Source organism: Rhodanobacter thiooxydans (assembly GCF_030291135.1).
Classification (GTDB): Bacteria; Pseudomonadota; Gammaproteobacteria; order Xanthomonadales; family Rhodanobacteraceae; genus Rhodanobacter; species Rhodanobacter thiooxydans_A.
On record NZ_CP127409.1, the window covers coordinates 45,054 to 62,570 of the forward strand.

General features: G+C 65.7%; 16 protein-coding genes and 1 pseudogene. 6 read left to right on the forward strand and 11 right to left on the reverse strand.

Translation table 11 applies throughout. From position 1 onward, the window contains the following. Window positions 1–36: 36 nt before the first annotated feature. The 8 genes from QQA13_RS00175 to QQA13_RS00210 all read right to left on the reverse strand — a co-directional run bounded on the left by QQA13_RS00175 (window position 37) and on the right by QQA13_RS00210 (window position 8,903). Window positions 37–1,182, reverse strand: a complete 1,146-nt coding sequence (locus QQA13_RS00175) for an MFS transporter (protein ID WP_108471213.1) — start codon at window positions 1,180–1,182, stop codon at window positions 37–39. Beyond that, window positions 1,179–3,500, reverse strand: a complete 2,322-nt coding sequence (locus QQA13_RS00180) for a TonB-dependent receptor (protein ID WP_159082170.1) — start codon at window positions 3,498–3,500, stop codon at window positions 1,179–1,181. The genes QQA13_RS00175 and QQA13_RS00180 overlap by 4 nt, the downstream gene beginning before the upstream one ends. 146 nt (window positions 3,501–3,646) lie before the next feature. Then, window positions 3,647–5,092 (reverse strand): aldehyde dehydrogenase family protein, encoded by a 1,446-nt coding sequence (locus QQA13_RS00185; RefSeq protein WP_108471211.1) that lies wholly within the window; start codon window positions 5,090–5,092, stop codon window positions 3,647–3,649. Between the two features lie 7 nt (window positions 5,093–5,099). After that, complete coding sequence (locus QQA13_RS00190) at window positions 5,100–5,870, reverse strand: sugar isomerase domain-containing protein (protein WP_108471210.1); 771 nt, start codon at window positions 5,868–5,870, stop codon at window positions 5,100–5,102. After that, window positions 5,867–6,628: a uridine phosphorylase gene (locus QQA13_RS00195; protein ID WP_108471209.1), complete on the reverse strand. Its 762-nt coding sequence runs from the start codon at window positions 6,626–6,628 to the stop codon at window positions 5,867–5,869. The genes QQA13_RS00190 and QQA13_RS00195 overlap by 4 nt, the downstream gene beginning before the upstream one ends. 28 nt (window positions 6,629–6,656) lie before the next feature. After that, window positions 6,657–7,496: a carbohydrate kinase family protein gene (locus QQA13_RS00200; protein ID WP_108471208.1), complete on the reverse strand. Its 840-nt coding sequence runs from the start codon at window positions 7,494–7,496 to the stop codon at window positions 6,657–6,659. Next, on the reverse strand, window positions 7,493–8,089 hold the full coding sequence (locus tag QQA13_RS00205; RefSeq protein WP_108471207.1) for an isochorismatase family cysteine hydrolase: 597 nt from the start codon (window positions 8,087–8,089) through the stop codon (window positions 7,493–7,495). The genes QQA13_RS00200 and QQA13_RS00205 overlap by 4 nt, the downstream gene beginning before the upstream one ends. Before the next feature lie 19 nt (window positions 8,090–8,108). After that, complete coding sequence (locus QQA13_RS00210) at window positions 8,109–8,903, reverse strand: GntR family transcriptional regulator (RefSeq protein ID WP_108471206.1); 795 nt, start codon at window positions 8,901–8,903, stop codon at window positions 8,109–8,111. 197 nt (window positions 8,904–9,100) lie between these two features. Here QQA13_RS00210 and QQA13_RS00215 point away from each other — a divergent pair. Both QQA13_RS00215 and QQA13_RS00220 read left to right on the forward strand, forming a co-directional pair. Then, a pseudogene (locus tag QQA13_RS00215) lies at window positions 9,101–9,379 on the forward strand (integrase core domain-containing protein); the annotation flags it as partial. Beyond that, window positions 9,376–9,558, forward strand: a complete 183-nt coding sequence (locus QQA13_RS00220) for a hypothetical protein (RefSeq protein ID WP_159082169.1) — start codon at window positions 9,376–9,378, stop codon at window positions 9,556–9,558. The pseudogene QQA13_RS00215 and the gene QQA13_RS00220, both read left to right, overlap by 4 nt. Window positions 9,559–9,821: 263 nt before the next feature. On the opposite strand, the gene phhA is transcribed toward QQA13_RS00220, so the two are convergent. Beyond that, window positions 9,822–10,709 carry a phenylalanine 4-monooxygenase gene (phhA, locus tag QQA13_RS00225; protein WP_108471205.1) on the reverse strand — a complete coding sequence of 296 codons (888 nt, stop codon included), beginning with the start codon at window positions 10,707–10,709 and terminating at the stop codon, window positions 9,822–9,824. 139 nt (window positions 10,710–10,848) lie between these two features. Here phhA and QQA13_RS00230 point away from each other — a divergent pair, with 139 nt between their 5' ends. The 4 genes from QQA13_RS00230 to QQA13_RS00245 all read left to right on the forward strand — a co-directional run bounded on the left by QQA13_RS00230 (window position 10,849) and on the right by QQA13_RS00245 (window position 16,641). After that, window positions 10,849–11,325, forward strand: a complete 477-nt coding sequence (locus tag QQA13_RS00230; protein ID WP_108471204.1) for an Lrp/AsnC family transcriptional regulator — start codon at window positions 10,849–10,851, stop codon at window positions 11,323–11,325. Between the two features lie 40 nt (window positions 11,326–11,365). Then, window positions 11,366–12,166, forward strand: coding sequence for a lysophospholipid acyltransferase family protein (locus QQA13_RS00235; RefSeq protein ID WP_108471203.1), 801 nt, complete (start codon window positions 11,366–11,368; stop codon window positions 12,164–12,166). Then, window positions 12,163–13,182 carry a YheT family hydrolase gene (locus tag QQA13_RS00240; RefSeq protein ID WP_108471202.1) on the forward strand — a complete coding sequence of 340 codons (1,020 nt, stop codon included), beginning with the start codon at window positions 12,163–12,165 and terminating at the stop codon, window positions 13,180–13,182. Before QQA13_RS00235 ends, QQA13_RS00240 begins: the two co-directional genes overlap by 4 nt. A gap of 96 nt (window positions 13,183–13,278) precedes the next feature. Continuing rightward, window positions 13,279–16,641, forward strand: a complete 3,363-nt coding sequence (locus tag QQA13_RS00245; RefSeq protein WP_108471201.1) for a GH92 family glycosyl hydrolase — start codon at window positions 13,279–13,281, stop codon at window positions 16,639–16,641. A gap of 21 nt (window positions 16,642–16,662) precedes the next feature. Here the strand turns inward: QQA13_RS00245 and QQA13_RS00250 are convergent, their stop codons facing one another. After that, window positions 16,663–17,274: a 2OG-Fe(II) oxygenase gene (locus QQA13_RS00250; protein WP_108471200.1), complete on the reverse strand. Its 612-nt coding sequence runs from the start codon at window positions 17,272–17,274 to the stop codon at window positions 16,663–16,665. A 23-nt stretch (window positions 17,275–17,297) separates the two neighbouring features. Continuing rightward, on the reverse strand, window positions 17,298–17,516 hold the full coding sequence (locus QQA13_RS00255; protein ID WP_108471199.1) for a DUF3820 family protein: 219 nt from the start codon (window positions 17,514–17,516) through the stop codon (window positions 17,298–17,300). Window position 17,517: the final 1 nt, after the last annotated feature.

The window sequence follows — 17,517 nt, forward strand, 5'->3', positions numbered from 1 at the left end:
ATGGACTCCGGGCGAGTATCGCTGTGTGTCTCGAATTTACCGATCCGCGACGAGGAGCAGGACGAAGCTCGCTGCCAACGCCACCGCGCCAACGATGCCGAGCGCAGTGGTGCCGGATACCTGAAATGCGGCACCTCCGACGAGTGGGCCGAGCGCGGTACCGAGTCCCTGCATTGCCGCGATCAACGCGACGAAGCGACCACGCACGTCGCATTGGCTGACGATCGCCATTTGATGTGGCAGGCCCGTGCCGACGCCGAAGCCGAGGCCGGCGATGACGAAGGCGAACCACGCGATCGTGCCGGCATGGCCGAGCGCGGCCATGCACACTGCGAGCAGGACGTAACTTGCGACCAGGACCTGCCAGCGACCGAAGTGCTTGCCGAACAGGGCGATGCCAACCGAACCGAGGCCGGTGAAAAGGAGATTGGAGGAGAGCACCGAGGCAACGGTCGGACCGCCGAAGCCGGCTTGCGTGCCGATGCGCTCGGCGAAAGCCCAGACCGCGGCGAAGGCCAAGCTGAAAAGGGCGATGGCCGCCAGACCGCAGGCAAGCGGCAGGCGTTTTTCGTCACCCGTGCCGGTGTGGGTCGTGGCCGCAGTGTTGTCGAGCCTCGCGGGAAGCTTTACCGCAGCGGCGGCCAGCAGGCCGATCAGCAAGGCGATGGCCGTCGTCATGCCGAAGAGGCCGCCCTGCGGCAGCACGAGATGGCCAATGACGAAGGTTATGGCGGCAAGCATCGGATAGCCGATCGCGATGGCCAGGGCGAACACGCGTTCCGCATTCGGCGTGGCACCGAAGACGCGATAGGCGACCACCCAGAATGCGCCAAGTGCAAGGCCGATGCCTGAGCATGCCGCCAGCGCAAGGGGGTAGCCAATGCCGCGGGCGAGGCTCGCCAGCCCCAACCATACGAGCAGTACGCCAGCCGCGATTACCCCTCGCGGTGACATGCGCGCGCTCCACCAAGGCGCGGCGAGCCCGGCTATGGTGAAGCCGGCGAGGTAGGCCGAACCGAGTGCACCGGCCTGTGTGGCGGAGAGCCCGCCACGATCTTCTTGCAGGCCGATGAAAAATGGCAGGAACGCCCAGAACAGGCCGCCGGCGGTGAACAGGGCGATCGCCGCGCCGATCGCGGCACGATCGGGCGCCGTTGCCGGAGTGGAATGCGTCTGGCTCACAGGTCCATGCCGAAGCTGACGCCGAAGGTGCGCGGCATGCTCCAGTCGAGACCGGCAATGCCCGCACTGACCACCTGATAGGCCTCGGTGACGTAACGACGGTCGGTGAGGTTATGCACCCACAACTGCACGTGCCACTTGCCGGGGCCGTTGTCGAGCGTGACGCTGGCGTTGGCAGTCATGTGAGGAGGCGAGATCAACGCGCGCGTGCCGAGAAGGTCGCGGTAGATCGTATCTTCCCATTTCACGTCCATTTGGGGCACCAGCTGGTAGTCGCCCGAGATATCCCAACGATAGCGTGTGCTCGCGTTGAATTGCCGGGTCGGCGAGTTGGCGAGCGGGCGTCCCTTGATATTGACAATGTTGCCGAAGAGGTCCTGCACGAACAGGTCGCGCAGTTCGGTGTGCAGGTAGGCGCCGCCGAGGGTGACGTCCCAGAACGGCGTCGGGCGGGCGATCAGTTCGAGTTCGCCGCCGTAGATGTCGGCGCCTTTGCCGTTGGTCAGATACGGCGCATTGACGCCGGTGCGGTTCTCCACAGCAGTGAGCTGGATACCTTTCCAGTCGTTGTAGTAGATCGCGCCGTTGAGCTGCACGCGCTTTTGCAGCGCGGTGAGTTTGAAGCCACCTTCATAGGTGACCGCGGTTTCGGATTTCGTCGGTTCGAGCGACTGCGGATTGGAGATGAAGTAGGCGCTGTAGGTGCCGGCGTTGAAGCCGCGCGACACGTTGGCATACAGGAGCAGATTCTTGTTCGGCTTGTAGTCGAGCCCGAGCTTGCCCGACAACTGGCTCTGGTCCATGCGGCTGGTGCCGGCGAACGACGTGAGCGCCGCGCCGCCGTTGGGCGTGAAGATCTCGCGGTAATCGTACTGGCGGCGCACGCCGCTATCGCGCAGCCCCGCGGTGAGCTTGAGTTCGTCGGTGAGGGCGTAGTCGATCTGGCCGAATGCGCCCCACGTCGAGGTGCGCAGGGTCGAGTAGTCCGCGATCGATGCGCCGAACCAGCGCGTGAAATCGGAGACGAAGATCGGATTGCCGGAGAGACGGTCGTGCGAATAGTAGAGGCCCGTCATCCAGTTGAGCCGCTCTTTTGTGTTCGAGGCGAGGCGCAGTTCTTCGGAGAACTGGTTGATGTCGCTACCGCGCACCGTGTCGATGATGTTGTTGGGGCCGGCGTCTTCGTCGTAGCCGGCACGCCGCGTCATCCAGTCGTAGCCGGTGACCGAGGTCAGCTTGACTGCGTCGAGATCCCAATTGATCTCAGTGGAGAAGCCTGCGCTCTTGTCGTGATTGCGGCCGTGCAGGCTCAGCGGATTCCGGTATGGGTCGTTGCTGGTGTTGTGGTAGCCGCTGACGTCAACACATTGTGCATTTGCCAGGCCGATATTGCCGGCGAGAAAGGCGGGACAGATCTGGCCCGCATTTGCCTGGCCCGGCGGCACGAGCGCGGCGACCTGCGAAAATGGCCACGTATCGGAGCGGTCCGTACCACCGTGAAAGTTGACCAGCACCGACAAGGCATCGGTGGGGTTCCAGAGTACCTGCGCGCGCCAATACGCCTGGCGTAACTGGCCCGTCTTAGTGCCGTCCGCGCTGTTGCTGAACGGCCCGCTCCATTGGCGCACGAGGCGCGTGGACAAGCGGTAGGCGACCTTGTCGGACAACGGCCCACCGATCGCGCCTTCCGCAGCGGCATATTGGTAACTGCCGTAGTCGACGGTGAAATAGCCATCGGGATAGAACGTCGGCCGTACCGAGATGAGGTTCATCGCACCGCCGATCGTGTTTCGTCCGTACAGCGTGCCTTGAGGGCCCTTGAGCACCTCGACGCGGTCGAGGTCGAACATGCGTAGGCCGAGCAGTGGCGGCGAGGACAAGTAGACGCCGTCGGCGTAGACGCCGACCGACTGCGGCGACAGTTCGGTGAAGTTGTCCGCGTTCATGCCGCGGATCGTGATCTCGGGATAGCCGTTCTCGCCGAACGGGCCGTGCATGTTGATGCCAGGCGAGTAGCGGGCAATGTCGGTGAGCTTGGTCGCGCCCATTTCGCGCAGGTCCGAGCCGACGAAGGCGTCGATCGTGATGCCCGTGTCGTTGATCGAGACCGCCCGGTGTTCGGCGGTGACGGTGACTGCCTGCAGCTCCGCAATGTTCTTGGCGGGTTTATTAGGTGTCTCGGCCTTCTTCTTTGCCGGCGGCACCGTGGTTTTGGTGGGCTGCGCTGCATCGGACTCGTTGGCTGCGTAGGCGGGCGACGCACCGACGAGGGCAGTGGTGGCGAGGAGGGCAAGAAAACTGCTGACGGAATGGTTCACGAGCACTCTCCCGAGCAATGCTGACTTGGAATTCCCCTCGCGAGCGCGAGAGGGTAAGTTATTTCTACATGATGACAATGTATATATGACTGGTTGACTAGTCAAGTAGCATCGTATTCGCTGGCCAGATGCCGGTTTCGAACCTGTCAGACGCGCCGCACCCGCATGCGGATCGCCTTGGTTTGCAGGTAGGCGTCGAGTCCTTCGCGACCGAGTTCGCGCCCCATGCCCGATAGTTTCCAACCGCCGAACGGCGCCTGCAGCTCGGAGGTGTCGTTGACGTTGACGCCGATCATGCCGAACTCGAGGCGCTCGGCGAGCGCCCAGCCGCGCTCGAGATCGTTGGTATAGAGGTACGCGGCAAGGCCGAATGGCAGGCCGTTGGCTAGTTCGAGCATGTCGTTCTGGGTCGAGAAGGCACGGATCGCGGTGAGCGGGCCGAACGTCTCGGCGTTCATCGGCAGGCTGTCGAGTGGCGCATCGTCGATCAGCGTGGGGCGGAAAAAATGGCCTCCGCGGAGTGCCGCATCTTTGGGCGCGTGGCCGCCGGCGACGAGCTTGCCGCCCTTGCTGAGGGCATCGTCGAGATGCTCCCGCGTGCGGCTGATCACGCCGGCGTTGAGCGTAGGTCCGTAGGCGACGCCGGGCTCGCTGCCAGGGCCGAGCTTGATCGACTCGGTCAGCGCCACCAGGGCGTCCACGAAGCGGCGGTGTACGCGCTGGTCGACGAGGATGCGATTGACCGCGATACAGATCTGGCCCATGTTCGAAAACGAACGGCGCACGGCGGCGGCGGCGGCGGCTTCGATGTCGGCGTCGGCGAGCACGATGAATGGTGCATGGCCGCCCAGTTCAAGGACCACGCGTTTCAGGTTGCCCGCCGCGCGGCGGGCGATATCCTGCCCGGCAGCGACCGAAGCCGTCGCGGAAATCGCGGCAATGTCCGGGTGCGCCGACAATGCCGCGCCGGCGCTGGGGCCCGTGCCCGGCAGGTTGGCGAGAACGCCGGCCGGCAGCCCCGCAGCGTGGAAGCAATCGACGAGGCGAGCGATCGCGAACGGCGTTTCGTGGGGTGGCTTGATGACGATCGGGCAGCCCGTGGCGAGCGCGGGCGCGATCTTCCAGCAATACAAATCGACCGGATAGTTCCACGGCACGATGCCGGCAGTGACGCCGATAGGCTGACGCGAGACCACGGTTTTGACGTCGAGGTCCGCGGTCGGACGCAGTTCGCCGCCGAGGCGACGGCCTTCCTCGGCGTAGTAGCGCAATACCTTGAGCCCGAAATCGACTTCCTTGCGCGCATCGGGAACGGGTTTGCCCTGTTCGAGGGTCAATAGGCGGGCAATTTCGTCGCCTTCGGCTTCGATTCGGTTGGCGGCATCGTGCAGGATCGCCGCTCTCGCATCGGCCGGCATGCCTGCCCATGCAGGCAGTGCCCGTTTGGCGGCGGTGACTGCGCGGTCGACGTCAGCGGCATCGGCCAGTGCGGTCCGGCCGATGAGGTCGCCGGTGGCCGGATCGCGTACTTCGAACCAGTTATTATTCAGCGGCGCATGCCACTTGCCGTCGTAAAACAGAGTGGTTTCCATGTGCGACTCACATTGTCCGCATCGAGAGCCGGCGCCACAGCTCGGCGTAGTTGAGATCGTTCTGGCGATCGGCCGCGGCTTTTTCGGTCGTGTTGGGATTGACCATGAGCATCGGCTTGGCCCCGCGTGCGGCGAGCTTCTCGACCGTCGCGGCATTGATCGCCTGGCCGATCGCGATCGCGAGGCTCGTCGAGGTGGCGCCGGTGCGGCCGGCGACGCCTTCGACCTCGAGCGCCGCGTCGCCCTTCGGCACACCGGTATCGATCACGACGTCGGCGATTTCGTAGAGGTGCTTGCCGCTGGAATGGCGCGAGGGGGTTGACGACGAATGCGGCACGCTGGTCACGCCGATGACGCGCAGCCCGCGGCGTTTGGCGCCTAGCGCGATATCGAGAGTCACCGCGTTGAGGCCCGAATGCGAGAAGATCAGCATGCTGTCATCGGACTCGATCTGGTGCGCGGAGAGAATCGCGTCGCCGTAGCCCTCCTGCGCGTGGATGAAGCGGTATTGGCGCGCCCCCATGTCGCCGAGTACGTGGTGGAACGAGATCATCGTGCTTTCGACGATGGGGCGGAAACCGACGACGGTACCGGTACGCGGAAACATCTCAAGCGCGGCGAACGCACCGTGCCCGGTGCCGAACGTGAACACGAGACGGTCGCGGGCGATCGTGTCGGCGCAGATTTCGGCTGCGGCATCGATCGCTGCCGCTTGCGTATCGAAGATATGTTCGAGGCGACGGGAAAGAAGCTGGTGATAGTCGCGAACGATGCTCATGCGTGGGTTTCCTCGATGGTGGCCGGAGTGCGCACGAGCGCGTCCAGGCCGAAACGGAACAGTTCGCTTTCGCGGGCAAGCATCGTTTCCGCACCCAGCTTGTCCCGGGTCAGGCTGTCGACGCTTGCCACGCAGAGCGTGCCGACGCGGGCGCGTAGCGCCGCAGCAGCGGCGAACAGCGCAGAACTCTCCATGTCGATCGCGTGGACACCCTGGGCGATGAGCGTGGCGCGCGTCTCCTCAACGCGTGCGGTATCGGCGGGATCAAGCGCGAACATGTCCCGATAGAAGCCGTCGTAGCTGGCGAAACGTACCTGATGCCAAGTCCGGCCGCTCGATGCGAGCGTGCTTTCCAGGTTCGCGCGCAGGTCGATGTCCGCCATAGCGCGGTCACATGGCCCCGCATACACCTGTGAGGTGCCTTCGCGGCAGAGCGCGTCGGCGCCGACGACAAAATCGCCAAGCCGGATTGGCGGCAAGGTCATGGCGGTGCCCATGCGCAGGAAGCTGCGCACGCCGAGATCGAACAGTTCGTGCAGGACGATGGTTGCGATCGGTGCGCCCATGCCGAAGGTGGCGGCGGTGATGCGGGTGCCGTTCCACGTTCCGGTGATCGTGCGCAACATGCGGTTTTCGCCGAGCCATTGGACGTCGGTGAGCAGGTTGGCCAGGCGATCAATGCGACCGGGGTCGCCGAGTAGCACGGCTCGCGGAGCCACTTGGTCAGAATTGATACCGAGATACCAGGCGCGTTTCATCGAATATGACTCTCGTAAATTGCAGAACTTAGGTACGCCGGCGCAGCAGTTCGGACGAAGCGAGCGCGCCGGACCGCACGGCGGCGACGGGATCCGTCTCGCCGCCGAGCAGGGCGGCGAGCGTCGCGCCGGCCAGCGTATCGCCGGCTCCCGTTGCATCACCCACCTGCAACGGGGTGACGGGGATATGCATCGTGGTGCCGCGGCTGCGGATGTGGATTGGTTCGGCGCCGCGCGTCTCGACAACGATTTGTTCGGCATCGGCATCGACTGTGGCGTCGTCGATCCAGGTGCGTTCGTCACCGTTGCAGAATACGTAACGTGCGCGTTGCCCGAGCCGTGTGCGCAGTTCGGGCGGAAATGAGATTGGATCGTTCTTCGCGACCCATACGATGAGAGCGTCGTCACGCGCGATGTCGAGCGCGCGCAATCCACAGGCGGCGGGGCCGACGGTAACCACGACCATATCGGCCTTGCGGATCAGGTCTTCCTGTGTCGACGTCGTGGCGCTGCCCGCCGAGCCGAAATCGATCAGGCATGCGCAGCGGCCGTCGTCCTTATAGAGCAACATGGAAACCGGCGTCGTGGCTCCGGTTGAGGCATCGATACCTTGCGTGCCGATGCCATGGCGATGGCAATGGTCGGCATAGAGATTTCCCATGGCGTCGTCGCCGGTCCAGGTGACGATATCGACGCCGAAGCCGGCTTGTGCAAGCGGACGCGCGACATAGAACGAGCACCCGCCGGGCCGCGGCCACTCATCGCGCGGACGGCTGCTGATACGGCTGGTCCAACCCCAGCGGACATCGCCGTCAACGCTCGCGGCGTAGTCGAGGCAGGCGTAGCCGAGCACGGCGATGCGGGTCATAAGAGCACCTTGCAAGCGTCGTCGGTCGACGATAGCCAGCCCATGTAGCGACGAATATCCTCGCGGGCGGCGGCGGCGAGTTCGGCGCGGTTGGAGTTGGTGGCATCGCCGACAAGCAGGCAGCGATAGCCGAGGCCGAAACCGTCCTGGATCGTCGCGCGCACGCAGACGTTGGTCTTGACTCCGGCGACAATGAGGCGGCGCACCCCGTTTTCGCGAAGGAGCAAGTCGAGATCGGTGCTGAAGAACGCGCTGAAGCGACGCTTGATCAGGCCGATTTCGCGTGGAGCACCGTCCGAAGGCGGGCCGAACCCGGTGAAATACTGCGCATTGAAGGAATCGCTTTGTCCATGCGCTGGCAGCTTGTGCGATTCGAAGTCGGCGAGTCCCGGTCGGTGCACGTCGGCGACGTGGACGATCAGGCGGCCGCCGCTTCGTGCTGCATCAAGCAGGATGGCAAGTTGCGGCAGGATGTGTTGCGCTTCTGGATAGAAGTTCTCGCCGTCAGGATGGAAAAAGGCGTTCTGTACGTCGACCAGGACGAGGGCGACCTCGCCTGCGCTAGGATCGATTGCGTTCGATGTCCCCGACATGGTGATTTCCCCCTAGATCTCAGGAAATCTTCCAGCCGAGCCGTTGCAACTTGGCCCGGCTTGAGCGTCCGGCTTGCGGAACTGCGAGGCTGACCGTGTAGCTGTAGCTCTCGCCTGCATAATCGGATTCGACTATTTCAAGCAGGCCACTGTCGGCGTCGTAGCTCTTGCGATGCAGCGTCATCAATACGGCACGAGCCGGTAGCTTGAGCAGGCGCGCTTCCTGCGCCGTAGCCGCGCGCGCGTGCAGGATCTCCTCGGCATGATCGACCGGAATGCCGGCTTCGGTGTAGGCGCGATAGAGGGAAAAGTCCGGCGCGCGCAATTCCTCGGCGTTTTCCGGAGCGAGTGCCTTCAAGCGACTCGCGATGCGCATCGGCAGGATGCTGTTGTGGATCGACCATGGTGTGCCATCGACAAAGCGCAAGCGCAGGAGTTGCACCGCCGCGGTAGTGCAGCCGTATTGCAAGGCTTGCTCGCGCGTCAAGTCGTTGCGCTTCAAAAGCTTGTGGGAGGGCTTGCGGCCATGCTGTCGCACGGTTTCGGAAAAGCTCGCGAGCAGACCGGGCTGGCGATGCAGGGCAGGGCGCGAAACGTACGTGCCAGCGCCTTGGCGGCGCTGAACGAGACCTTCCTGAATCAACATTTCGACAGCGCGTACCACCGTGCCGCGGCTAATGCCGTACAGACGACACAGTTCCGGTTCACTCGGCAATGTATCGCCGGGATTCCAGCGGCCCGACAGGATGCCCTCGCGCAAATCGTTGGCGAGCTGCAGGTAGAGGGGAGACGCTTGTTTGGTCAGCGATGGCATGTAGGTATTCTCGCATTGTTAAGTTGACTAGTCAACTAATAGAACCCATGACGTCCTTGCAGATGACTTGAAGGGAAGTTCAGCTGGCGCGGCGGGGGGAGTTTAGAGGATGGCCGAAGCTGGCCCGCCAAGCACGGCATTCGGGCCAAGGGCAGGAAGCGGTTCAAGGTCACCACCGACAGCAACCACGACCTGCAGATTTCAGGGCGGTGCTCGCGGACTATGCCATCGCTGCGTCGATGAGCCGGCGCGGCAGCTGCTGGGACAATGCCTGCAGCGAAACGCTGCTCGGTTCGCTGAAGGTGGAGCGACTGCACGGCCAGCGCTTCCTCACCCGTCGCCATGCCAAGGATGAAACGCTCGCTTGGCTGCTCCGGTACGGCCAGTCCCGATTGCACTCCACCTTGAACTACGTCAGCCCGATGCAGTTCGAGCAACACTGGCCGGCGGGCCAAGCTACGCAAGCCAGCTCATGACCCCGGTTGCGCAGATGTACGCCAGTCGCGACGACGATTTCGGAAACGGCCGCCTCAGTCGCACGGTCTTCGACCAGACGATCGAGCATCAAGCCGAACGACTGATGGACGACCCCGCCGCATCGACGCGGATCATCACCAGGGTCGACATTCTCAGGCTGCGAACTGAGACAGCGTGAACGGTGGCCTGGCAGGAGCCTAGTTTGGATTAAGCCATGAATCGGGTACGGGTTGACCCATGTGTCGAGGGTGACCGGTATCAGCAAGCCTTTACGTACTTGAAAGTCACCGACAAACAGCAATAACGACCCCATGGGTTCACTTCCGACCCGAAGCGGACATCGCGGATGTCATCAAGCGAAACGCCTACGTCCGCATCTGATGCCGAGAGATTCCGGCTTTCGTCAGGATGATGCGTGGCGTGCGGTGACTTGCCTCGCAATCACGTATCCGCGCCGGTCGCAAATCCCTCTCGCGTGCCGCGGGTGAACACGCGGTCGCCGTCCAGCACGTCGCCGGCGGCATGCGCAGGCGCTTGCTTCAGCTTCGCGTAGATCGGCGTGAAGTCGGGATGCGTCGCCTCGAACAGCTGCTCGAAGCTGTCGATCACGAAATAGGTCTGCTGGTAGGTGTCGATGCGGTAGCGCGTGCTCATCACGCGTTCCAGGCCGAAGCCGATGCGGTTCGGCGAGGGCGAATCGAGGCAGTAGATCGACTCGCCCTTGGAGCTGACGATGCCGGCGCCGTAGATGCGCATGCCATCGCTGGTGTTGATCAGGCCGAACTCCACCGTGTACCAGTACAGCCGCGTGAGATTCATCAACGCGTCGGGGCCGAGCGCGAACGCCTTCATGCCGCCGCGGCCGTAGGCCTGCATGTAGTCGGCGAACACCGGGTTCAGCAGCAGCGGCACGTGGCCGAACATGTCGTGGAACAGGTCCGGTTCGCTCAGGTAGTCGAGCTGGTCGGGTTTCCTGATCCACCAGCTGACCGGGAAGCGGCGGTGGGCCAGGTGGTCGAAGAACACCTCGTCCGGCAGCAGGCCTTCCACCGCGACCAGCTCCCAGCCGGTGGCGGCGCCGAGCACCTTGTTCATCTCGGCAAACTTCGGGATGCCGCCGTCGCCCAGGCCAAAGCGTTCCACGCCGTCGAGGAATTCCTGGCAGGCACGGCCGGGCAGCAGTTCGCGCTGGCGCTTGAACAAGGTGTCCCATACCTCGTGGTCGGTCTGGCTGTAGCTGGCCCACGGCTGCTCGACCACGCCGGTGGCGTACACCGGCACGTAGCCGCGATCGGTCTGCTGGTGTTCGACTTTGCGGGGCGTGTCCATGGACTCGATTCCGGTGCGGCACAGGGCAAGCCATAGCATACGGCGGTTTTCTCGCAGCAAGGTTGCTTTATTGCATTGATCGGTGCATTAAATGCACTATTCTTGCTAGGTAATAAGCATTATCTGAAATTTATTGCGTATGACGACACTCGATCGCACCGACCTGCGCATCCTCGCCGTGTTGCAGAGCGAGGGCCGCATCACCAACGCCGAGCTGGCCGAACGGGTCAGCCTGTCGCCGTCGGCCTGCCTGCGCCGGCTGCAACGGCTGGAGGGCGAGCAGGTCATCACCGGCTACGCCGCGCAGGTCGATCCACAGGCTGTCGGGCTGGGCCTGCAAGCCTTCGTGCGGGTGCAATTGACGAAGCACGAGAGCGCAGCGATCGAGGGCTTCGTCGAACACGTCAACGGCTGGGACGAGGTGGTCGCCTGCCATGCGCTGACCGGCGACATGGATTACCTGCTGCACGTCTATGTGGCCGACCTCAAGGACTTCTCGCGCTTCCTGCTCGACCATCTGCTGAACGCGGCAGGGGTGGCCGACGTCAACTCCAGTTTCGTGCTGCGCACGGTGAAACGTTCGCCGTCGCTGCCGCTGTCGCAGCTGGAGCGTTGAGCGCCTCGTCTGCGCCAACTGACGCTAAACTAAGTGACTGATGAGCATCGACACCGCCACTGCGCCCGACCGCGACCTGCTGCGCCCGCTGCGCTACCTGTGGCGGGTGCCGCTGCTGCTGCTGCACATCGTGCTGGGCATCGCGCTGTGCTCGCTGATCCTCAGCTGGAACCAGCATGTGGCGATGAAAGACGGCCGCGAGCCGTTCGCGCACCGCATGATCCGCTGGTGGTCGCACGGCCTGCTGCGCATCTTCGGCCTGCGCTCGCTGCGCATCGGCCAGCCGCTACGCGATCCGGTGCTGTTCGTCGCCAACCACACCTCGTGGATCGACATCGTGATGCTGCACAGCCAGCGCGCGGCCTGCTTCGTGGCGAAGGCGGAGATCGCCGGCTGGCCGCTGGTCGGCTGGCTGGCCAGGAGTGGCGGCACCATCTTCCATCGCCGCGGCAACAACCATTCGCTGTCCGCGGTGATGCAGGTGATGGTGGAGCGGCTGCGCGAGGGCCGTTCGGTGGCGGTGTTCCCGGAAGGCGGCACCGGCTACAACGGCGTACTGAAGGTCTTCCACGCGCGCATTTTCCAGGCCGCGCTGGATGCCACGGTGCCGGTGCAGCCGGTGGCGCTGCGCTTCGCCCGCGATGGTCGCCGGGTGATCGAGGCCGGCTTCCGCGAGGACGAGAGTTTCGTGCACAACATCGTGCGCATGCTGGGCGAGGCGCCGCTGGATGCCGAGGTGCATTTCCTGGCACCGGTACCGGCCACCCCGGAGGCGCGCCGGCGCATGGCCGAGCTGTCGCGCGAGCGCATCGCCGCCGCGCTGGAAGACCGCGCCGGATGAACCTGCTGCACGGAAGGGATTTCCGACCGCCCTGGCCGCTCACCAGCGGCCACATCCAGACCATGCTGTCCTCCAGCGGGGTGCGCCGCCTCCTGCTGCCGCACGCGGCGAAGACCGTGTTGCGTGGCGCCGAGGCGGTGGTGGTCGACGGCGGCGGCGGCGTGCGCCTCACCGGCGCCTATACCGCACAGAAAACGCAGCCGCAGTCGCGTGGCCTGGCCGTGCTGTTCCATGGCTGGGAAGGCAGCGTCGATTCCACCTATGTGCTGCAGACCGGCAGCCGCCTGCTCGCCGACGGCTGGGACATCTTCCGCCTGAACTTCCGCGACCACGGCGACAGCCACGGACTCAACGAGGCATTGTTCCACTCCTGCCGCCTCGACGAGGTGGTGCACGCGCTGGGCGACATCGCCGAACGCTGGCCGGCGCGGCCGATGGCGCTGGCCGGTTTCTCGCTGGGCGGCAACTTCGCGCTGCGCGCGGCGATGCAGACCTCGCGCGTGGGCATCCCGCTCAGCTACGTGCTGGCGGTATGCCCGATCATCGACCCCGGCGAGGGCCTGTTCTCGCTGGAGGAATCCGCACCGTGGTTCTACCAGGCGTACTTCATGCGCAAGTGGCGGCACTCGCTGCTGGCCAAGCAGAAGGCGTTTCCGCAGCACCAGTACTTCGAGATGTCCGAATTGAAGCAGCACCTGCGCGGGTTGACCGAATCGCTGGTGCTGCGGCATACCGACTTCAATACCTTGCAGCAGTATCTGGACGGCTATTCGGTGGCCGGCGACAGCATGCAGGCGCTGCAGATTCCCGCCACCATCCTCACCGCCAGGGACGACCCGGTGATCCCGGTCAGCGGCTTCGAGAAACTCGAGCTGCCGGCCAACGTCGAGCTGGACATCGCGCCGTACGGCGGCCACTGCGGCTTCATCCGCGGCTGGGGCATGACCAGCTACACCGACGACTACATCGCCACGCGTTTCAATGCGGTGGCGGACGCGGCCGTGCCGGCGAGCTGAACGCCGGCGCGATCGCCTGGAGAGCGGGTGCCCACGGACGAACGCGCACCATCACCGTGGGCAAGCCAGGGGCGGGGCATGATCGGATCGGGGTGGATGGGGAACTTGCACGCAGCCGGCTGGCTGCGCCGGGCTCTGTGGCTGGCCTGCCTGCTGCCGTGCCTCACCGCCGGCGCCTCGGAAACGAGCTTCCTGCGCTCGTTTGAGAATACCGAGCCGGCACCGACGGCGCCGTTGGCGGGTGCCTCGTTCACCGTCGAAGTGGCCAGCGGTCCCGGCCAGGCGGCGGCGCTGACCGCCAGGCCGGGCGTCGGTTTCAGCGGGCAACGTTCGCTGCACTACCGCGGCAGCGCCGGCGGGAAGCAGCAGGCGGAGCTGTATGCCGTGGACCTGCCGGTGCAGTCCGACACGCAGCTGTCGTACCTGATCTTCCCGCTGTCGAACGCAGGCGACCTGCGCAATCCTTCCACCTACGTCGCGGTGGACCTGCTGTTCGACGACGGCAGCCGGCTGTCCACCCGCGGCGCGCGCGACCAGCATCGGGTCGGCGCCTCCGCGCACGCGCAGGGCGAAGGCCGCACGCTGTATCCGGACCAGTGGAACTACCTGTCGATCGATGTGGGCGCAGTCGCCGCCGGGCGCACGATCAGGCGCATCGTGCTGATGCACGACGGCCCGGCCGCCAGCTTCGAGGGTTATCTGGACGACCTGCGCGTCGGCGCCGCGCCCGCCGATGTGCGCCGGCGCCCCAGCGACTTCGTCGACACCCGCCGCGGCACGAACTCCAACGCCCGCTTCTCGCGCGGCAACAACTTCCCCGCGGTGGCCGTGCCGCACGGTTTCAACTTCTGGACGCCGGTGACCGACGCCGGCTCGAACTGGATCTACCAGTACCAGCAGCGCAACGATGTCGACAACCACCCGCGGCTGGAGGCGTTCGCGCTGTCGCACGAGCCGAGCCCGTGGATGGGCGACCGGCAGACCTTCCAGCTGATGCCGGCCGCGGTCGCCCGCGGTGCGCCGAGCGCGAACCGGGCGGCGCGCGCGCTGAGCTTCAGCCACGCGAACGAGACCGCGCACGCCCACACCTATCACGCCGCCTTCGACGACGGCATCGTCGCCGAGATCGCGCCGACCGACCACGCCGCGATGTTCCGCTTCACCTTCGCCGGCGACCGCTCGCAGCTGGTGTTCGACAACCGCGACGACCACGGCAGCATCGTGCTGGATCCGTCCGGGCGCAGCTTCAGCGGCTGGTCCGAGGTGAAAAGCCGGCTGTCCGCCGGCGCCACCCGGCTGTTCTTCTACGGCACGGTGGACCGGCCGGTGCGCGAGAGCGGCCGGCTTCGCGGCGAAGGCCGCGACCACGTGGCCGCCTGGTTCGGCTTCGACACCACGAAGACGAACGTGGTGAACCTGCGCATCGCCACCTCACTGATCAGCCTGGAACAGGCGCGGCACAACCTGGCGCTGGAGATCGCGCCCGACGTGACCTTCGACGATGTGCGTGAACGCGCGCAGCGGCAGTGGGACGCACAGCTCGGTATCGTCAAGGTGCGTGGCGCCAGCCGCGACGAGCTGACCACGCTGTACTCCAATCTGTACCGGCTGTTCCTGTATCCGAACTCCGCGTACGAGAACACCGGAACGGCGGCGCAGCCGTATTACCGCTACGCCAGTCCATTTTCCGCGCCGGTCGGGCAGGACACGCCCACGCGGACCGGCGCGCGCGTCGTCGACGGCAAGCCCTACGTCAACAACGGCTTCTGGGACACCTACCGCACCGCGTGGCCCGCTTACGTGCTGCTCGCGCCGACGCAAGCGGGCAAGATGATCGACGGCTTCGTGCAGCAGTACCGCGACGGCGGCTGGATCGCACGCTGGTCGTCGCCTGGCTACGCCGACCTGATGGTCGGCACCAGCGCCGACGTGGCCTTCGCCGACGCGTGGCTGAAGGGCGTGCGCCACTTCGACGTGCGCGCGTTCTACCAGTCCGCGCTGAAGGACGCTACCGTGGTCAGCCCGCTCGCCGGCACCGGCCGCAAGGGGCTGCAGCGTTCGATCTTCAACGGCTACACCGACACTGGCGTGGACGAGGGGCTGTCGTGGTCGATGGACGGCTACATCAACGACTTCGCGATCGGCAACCTCGCCGCCGCGCTGGCGCAGCAACCCGCGGCGGACGATCCGTATGCCGCGCACTACGCCGACGACGCGACGTACTTCCGCCAGCGCGCGTTGGGCTATGCGAACCTGTTCGACCCTGCCGTCGGCTTCTTTGTTGGCCGCGACGCGGCGGGTCAGTGGCACCACGACGCGCAGGATTTCGACCCGCTGCGCTGGGGCGGCGACTACACCGAGACCGACGCGTGGAACATGGCCTTCCATGCACCGCAGGATGGCGCGGGCCTGGCCGCGCTGTACGGTAGCCGCGCCGCGCTGGCGGCGAAGCTCGACGCGTTCTTCGCCACGCCGGGCGAGTTCCACGTAGGCAGCTACGGCGAACCGATCCACGAGATGCTGGAGGCGCGCGACGTGCGCATGGGCCAGTACGGCCACAGCAACCAGCCCTCGCACCACATCATCTACATGTACGACTATGCCGGCCAGCCGTGGAAGACGCAGGACAAGGTACGCGACGTGTTGAGCCGCCTCTACGTCGGCAGCGAGATCGGCCAGGGCTATCCGGGCGACGAGGACAACGGGGAGATGTCCGCCTGGTACCTGTTCAGCGCCGCCGGCTTCTACCCGCTGCGCATGGGCACGCCGGAGTACGTGATCGGCGCGCCGTACTTCCCGCACATGGACGTCGCGCTGGAGAACGGCAAGCACCTGGTGATCGACGCGCCCGCGGTGAGCGACCGCAACCGCTATGTGCAGGGCCTGCGCGTCAACGGCCAGCCGTGGAACAAACTGACCCTGCCGCACGCACTGCTGGCGCAGGGCGCCACGCTGGAGTTCGCCATGGGGCCGCGGCCTTCGCGCTGGGCCAGCGGCGAAGATGCCGTGCCGCCATCGCTCACCGCCGCGGGCCTGCCGCAGCCGTGGCGCAATCTGCTCGACCAGCGGTTGGGCCGCGCCCACGCCGCGCCCACCATCGCGGGGCTGCCGCTGCTGTTCAACCACGACTCCGGTGCCGAGGTGATGCTGCCCGGCGTATCGACCACGATCGACTGGCGCTTCGCGCGGCCGCGCCGGGTGACCGTGCTCACGTTGACCTCGGGTGCCACCGCCGCGGCGCCGTCGGGCTGGCAGTTGCAGGGGTCTGCCGACGGACAACACTGGCTCGTGCTGGATACGCGCCGCGATGAACGCTTCGCCTGGCCGCAGCAGACCCGGGCCTTCGTCGTGCGGGAACCGGGCGAGTACGCGTACTACCGCGTGCAGCTCGACGCAGCGGCAACGGACGCCAGGCGTGCCCTGGCCGAGATCGAGTTGCTCGGCGCCGATCCCCGCTAGACGGGGACTTCGGACAGTCGCTCAGCTGGTCGCGCCGAACGGGCGCTGCCGCATCCAGCAGGCGATGCTCAGGCGGTCGCGCGTGGCCGGCAATACCTCGTGCTCGAATTGCGCGGAGAGGAACAGCAGCAGCGTGCCGGCGTGCGGAAGGAAGTCGTGATGCGTGCCGTCGTCCAGGTACAGCCGCAGCGCGCCGCCGTCGATGTCCCGCCAGCCCTCGTTGAGGTAGAACACCGCCGAGAGCACCCGTGCGTCGTCGTCGCGCAGGCGGTCGAGGTGCCGCGCGTAGCGCGCGCCGGGTGGGTACACCGCGTAGTGCGCCTCGCACTCGACCAGGCCCAGCATGAGTTCGCGGTTGAGTGCAGTCCGCAGCGCATCGAGGCGTTCGACGAAGACCCGTTGCGGCGGGCTCGGCGCGCCGGCTTCGAACCAGTGCGTGCGGTCGCCGCGCTGCGGCGTGGCGATGCGCGCGGCACCCACCCGTGCCGGCGTCAACTGCTGCGCGGCATGCAGCGCGTGGCATTCATCGGCCAGCGCCAGTGTCTGTGCCGGCGTCAGCAGGTCGTCGACCATGCACCAGCCGGCGCCGGCCAGGGCGTCGGCAGCAGTACGGAAAAGGCGCTCGTCATCCATGCGCGCAGTGTAACCAGCGTGGTTCAGGAAGTACCTTGGCGCAGCGGCTCCAGCAGCCGGGACAACCCGTTGTGGTCGATCTCCAGCATCAGCGCCAGCAAGTGGCCCAGTTCGCCGGCGGGAAAACCCTTGCGTGCGAACCAGGCCAGATAGGCCCCGGGCAGGTCGGCGAGCAGCCGGCCCTGGTACTTGCCGTACGGCATGCGCACACGTACCAGCTTGGGCAGGTCTTCCACTTCCATC